This window comes from Rhodococcus sp. CX, assembly GCF_015865005.1.
In the GTDB taxonomy this organism is placed as follows: Bacteria; Actinomycetota; Actinomycetes; order Mycobacteriales; family Mycobacteriaceae; genus Rhodococcus.
Map to the genome: position 1 here is coordinate 128,687 of NZ_JADZGH010000041.1, position 353 is coordinate 129,039.

1 pseudogene is annotated in these 353 nt (G+C 73.1%); it reads left to right on the top strand.

The features are described from left to right. Window positions 1-353, top strand: a pseudogene (locus tag I0Q12_RS04330) (hypothetical protein); the annotation flags it as partial.

Sequence of the window (353 nt, forward strand, 5' to 3'; positions counted from 1 at the left end):
CGCGCCCGGTGGTGTCCTCGACGCCGGTGGTGACCGGGCGTCGTTTCGTCTGTATGCCGACGACCCGTCTCGGCGCCACACCCGCGCCGCGATCGTCGACGCCTACCTGGCCGAGCAGGACGGTATCGACCGGGACGGTCGGTGCGCGATCGTCACCGCCGGTGTCCCCGGCGCGGGTAAGTCCTCCGCGATCGAATCCCGCGGTCTGGCCGGCAAAGGCTGGCGGGTCCTCGACTCCGACCGCATCAAGGACCACCTGATCCGCGACGGCCTCGACCGCGGCGTCTACGACGACCTGCTCGACGTCGTGCTGCCGGACGGGCGCCGGCTGCGCCCGCGCGAGCTGGCCACGC